The organism is Pseudomonas sp. V98_8 (genome assembly GCF_029967975.1).
GTDB lineage: Bacteria > Pseudomonadota > Gammaproteobacteria > Pseudomonadales > Pseudomonadaceae > Aquipseudomonas > Aquipseudomonas umsongensis.
This window is the reverse complement of record NZ_JASCAE010000015.1, coordinates 1-3,714: the sequence shown is the minus strand read 5'-3', so window position 1 is coordinate 3,714 and position 3,714 is coordinate 1. Positions and strand designations below refer to the sequence as shown.

Genomic DNA, 3,714 nt, shown 5'->3' with positions numbered 1-3,714 from the left:
AGTACTCGGCTACGAACCGAGCGGTCACAGGTTCGAATCCTGTCGAGTGCACCATACAAACAAAAAGCCCGCCTTTAAAGCGGGCTTTTTGCCGTCTGGGATTTGGCTTTTCCCTTCGTACATCCTCTTTCGTCAAACTCGATGCTGGCGCTTCGACCTCGCTTGGTCTGGTAGTGGTAGTGGCTGCTTGAGTTTCGAATGCTGATCTTGTCTGGCTTGCCCAGAGCGCTTTCAACATCCTGTTGGGTCATGCCGGCGATCACGCGCTGATTGATGATTGCTGCGCGGCGCTCGCTGGCGCTGATCAAGTTTGCACATTTGTCTACTGCCTGGCCGACAACCAATGGATCGCGGTGATCGATTTTCAGGTTCGATGTTTGCCGCTGCTGTTGCGGCGCAAGTGGGATAATCGTGCCGGGCCGGTAGGGGCTCACCCTCTGGTAGGAAAGGCTTTCGTCGATGGCGCAGTTTGTCGTGGTAAAGGTGATGCGCCCGTCAGGCGCTTCGCAGCGGTTAACCGTTGCGCCGGGTGCGTCCAGCGGCAGGTAGAGCAGGGTGGCGAGCCCCAGGCGGGATAATCTCGATGGCATTGCGCGTCCTCCGTGACGGCTACCGATCAAGACTAGCGCCTGCATGTTTGATCGCCAGTGTGTTTTTTTTTCGAGATGAGTCGTCGCACTTTCATGTATCAGGCGCGCACTCAGGATTGTTTCGCAAGCGCTTGTTTCAGCCGCGATTTTTTAACGTTTTAAGCCGTCAGTCGGTGTATGATTGCGCCCGTCAGCCCCGCCGGGGCTTTTGGATTACCTCCATGGACTTACCCAGTAGTTACTCAATACCCCGATTTTCCAATCATGAATTGACTGATTGATCCTTCCGGCGCACCCCGCTGCTGGGAGTGGAGTTCGCCTATGTCTGAAGTAGAAGTAAAGAAAACGCAGGAAAGCTTGCAGGACCGCCTGGCTCAAGTTGTTGAGCTGCTGCAGCGCCAGCGAGTGGTTGAAGACCTGACTCATCGCCAGGAAGGTCCGAATCAGGATCGAGTCGAAAACCTGGTTCACCGGCAAAATCTCGTTGAGCTGCAACGCAAGCTCGATGACCTGCACTCCGCCGACGTCGCCTATATTCTTGAAGCCCTGCCACTGGATGACCGCCTGACGCTCTGGCAGTTGGTCAAGGCTGATCGCGACGGCGACATCCTGCTCGAAGTATCCGATTCGGTTCGTGAAACCCTGATCGCCGACATGGACGATCACGAGCTCCTGGCTGCAGCCAAGGACATGGATGCCGACGAGCTGGCCGACCTGGCTTCCGAGCTGCCACGAGATGTCGTCCATGAGCTGATGGAGACCCTCGATGCTCAGCAGCGCGAGCGTGTGCGCTCGGCGTTGTCCTATGATGAGGATCAGGTCGGCGCGCTGATGGACTTCGAGATGGTCACCATCCGTGAGGATGTCAGTCTCGAAGTGGTCCTGCGCTACCTGCGGCGTCTCAAGGAGCTGCCAGGTCATACCGACAAATTGTTCGTGGTTGACTACGACGGCGTGCTCAAGGGCGTGCTGCCGATCAAGCGCTTGCTGGTCAACGATCCGGATAAGCAGGTTTCCGAGGTCATGGCCAGCGATCCGGTGAGTTTCCATCCGGATGAAGAAGCCTACGATGCTGCCCAGGCGTTTGAGCGTTACGACTTGATTTCGGCCCCCGTCGTCGACAAGAACGGCAAGCTGATCGGCCGTCTGACCATCGATGAAATGGTCGACCTGATTCGTGAGGAGAGCGAAAACGAAGTTCTCAACATGGCAGGTCTGCGAGAAGAAGAGGATATTTTTGCGTCGGTCTGGAAGTCCCTGCGCAACCGTTGGGCCTGGCTGGCAGTAAACCTGATCACCGCATTTGTTGCTTCCCGGGTGATTGGTTTGTTCGAAGGTTCCATTGAGAAGCTGGTGGCGCTGGCGGCCCTGATGCCCATCGTTGCAGGTATCGGCGGTAATTCCGGCAACCAGACCATCACCATGATCGTTCGGGCCATGGCGCTGGACCAGGTGAGTACAGGTAACACTTCGCGTCTGATGCGCAAGGAGCTGGCGGTTGCCTTGATCAACGGCGTGATTTGGGGGGGAGTCATTGGCGTAGTTGCCTACCTGCTGTATGGCAGCTGGTCGCTCGGTGTGGTAATGACCGCTGCCATGACCCTCAATCTATTGCTGGCGGCATTGATGGGGGTCTTGATCCCGATGACGCTGGCGCGGCTTGGGCGTGATCCTGCCATGGGGGCGAGTGTGATGATTACCGCCATGACCGATAGTGGTGGCTTCTTTATCTTCCTCGGGCTGGCAACGATTTTCCTGCTCTGAGGAACTTGTTCCAAAACCCGCCCTACGGCGGGTTTTTTTTTGCCAGATTTCAGGCAAAAAAAAGCCAGCGATCAGGCTGGCTTGAACTTGCGGGGATGAATCAGGAGGCGTCTGCAGTCATTTCGGCATCATGGGCGATCAGTGAAACAAGCGCATTTTGCTGGCGGTGAGAGAGTTGGCGGAAACGCTGAAGCAGTTCGCGCTCGTGCAATGACAGCTCCGGGCTGTCCAGGCGCATGCTCAGCTCTTCGCCCAGTGCGCCTTCCTGAATGAGACTCTGCTCCAGGCGCGCAATGATCTCGGAGTTCATGCTGCGATGATGATTGCGAGCCACCTCGGCAATGCGTTCACGCATTCCGTCTGGCAGACGTACGACGAACTTGTCAGCCGTACGGCTGGAATAAATTGCCTGTTTCAATGGGCGCATATATTTAACCGGTTAGTTCAGGGGAGCGGTTCTCGGGATTGGCCGCAGGATGTCAGATAGGACAAGCGCTCTGGCCAAATGTTCAACCTGAATTGGTAGAGGCACGCATCATGCCTCAAACTCGCCAGTTCATTGGCGTCAATTCTGTGACAAATATTGAGCTGACTAAAGGCGTTATGCCAGCACCAATTGTCAGAAATGCGGACTGGTTTTCAAAACAGCACCGGGTCCGTGTCTCTGGCCGCGTCCTTTGCCCGCAGAACTCTTGAAAAAGCCGAGGGGCATCCCATGCGAATTCGATCACTGTTCCTTATCTGTACAGGATAGTGGCAAATGGCCGATTTACTAGTGTCAGTCGTATGACGAGGCTCATTTGGGATGGGTGGCAGGTCGATTTTCCGTGGGGGTGGGCTTCGTTGGAGGCGCAGGCGCTGGTTCGCTTCTGATCGCTCGTCAAACCTTCGAGCGTTCGCGTGACATCTGCCTACACTTAAAAAGCCTACGCATGACATGACAAAGGCAGGTTCGCCCGTTAACATGCTCGCCGTCTATCGCTACGCGTCTCTTCGCGGGCATCTTGTGTCTCAGTAGCTCAATTGGATAGAGCATCCCCCTCCTAAGGGGAAGGTTGGCAGTTCGAACCTGCCCTGGGACACCATTCAATCAAGTCTTCAGCAGTTCATGAATTTCGCTCCAGGCCTTTATGGGGGCGGGCGGGTGCACATGGGCTGCTTCCGGCATAAAAAGGCCCTGCTCAGACGCGTATCTGGCAGGGCTTTTTTCATATATGTGGCAGGACCCGGCCATCCTTTCCGGTTTGGGCTCTTCTATATAGTGGAAAGGGCGACTACTTCTGTATCAAGTACCTTTTTGCCAGGAAACCAAATCAATGCTTGACGGCAGATTCTGGAAGCCTATAATTCGCCCCACTTC

At 55.5% G+C, this 3,714-nt stretch carries 3 protein-coding genes and 1 tRNA gene; 2 read left to right on the top strand and 2 right to left on the bottom strand.

Annotated elements, in window-relative coordinates:
- Positions 1-74: 74 nt before the first annotated feature.
- The gene (locus tag QLG10_RS07840; RefSeq protein WP_248679528.1) at positions 75-590 is read right to left on the bottom strand and encodes a cell envelope protein SmpA; all 516 of its coding nucleotides are present in this window, start codon (positions 588-590) and stop codon (positions 75-77) included.
- A gap of 321 nt (positions 591-911) precedes the next feature.
- Here QLG10_RS07840 and mgtE point away from each other — a divergent pair, with 321 nt between their 5' ends.
- Positions 912-2,354 carry a magnesium transporter gene (mgtE, locus tag QLG10_RS07835; protein ID WP_020800785.1) on the top strand — a complete coding sequence of 481 codons (1,443 nt, stop codon included), beginning with the start codon at positions 912-914 and terminating at the stop codon, positions 2,352-2,354.
- Between the two features lie 100 nt (positions 2,355-2,454).
- Here the strand turns inward: mgtE and QLG10_RS07830 are convergent, their stop codons facing one another.
- Positions 2,455-2,781: an Arc family DNA-binding protein gene (locus QLG10_RS07830; RefSeq protein ID WP_008066583.1), complete on the bottom strand. Its 327-nt coding sequence runs from the start codon at positions 2,779-2,781 to the stop codon at positions 2,455-2,457.
- 581 nt (positions 2,782-3,362) lie between these two features.
- On the opposite strand from QLG10_RS07830, the gene QLG10_RS07825 reads away from it, so the two are divergent.
- Positions 3,363-3,439, top strand: a tRNA-Arg gene (locus QLG10_RS07825).
- Positions 3,440-3,714: the final 275 nt, after the last annotated feature.

Excerpts from the sequence above, each read along its gene's own strand:
- QLG10_RS07840 (WP_248679528.1), bottom strand. The coding sequence starts at position 590 with ATGCCATCGAGATTATCCCGCCTGGGGCTCGCCACCCTGCTCTACCTG.
- QLG10_RS07830 (WP_008066583.1), bottom strand. The coding sequence starts at position 2,781 with ATGCGCCCATTGAAACAGGCAATTTATTCCAGCCGTACGGCTGACAAG.
- mgtE (WP_020800785.1), top strand. The coding sequence starts at position 912 with ATGTCTGAAGTAGAAGTAAAGAAAACGCAGGAAAGCTTGCAGGACCGC.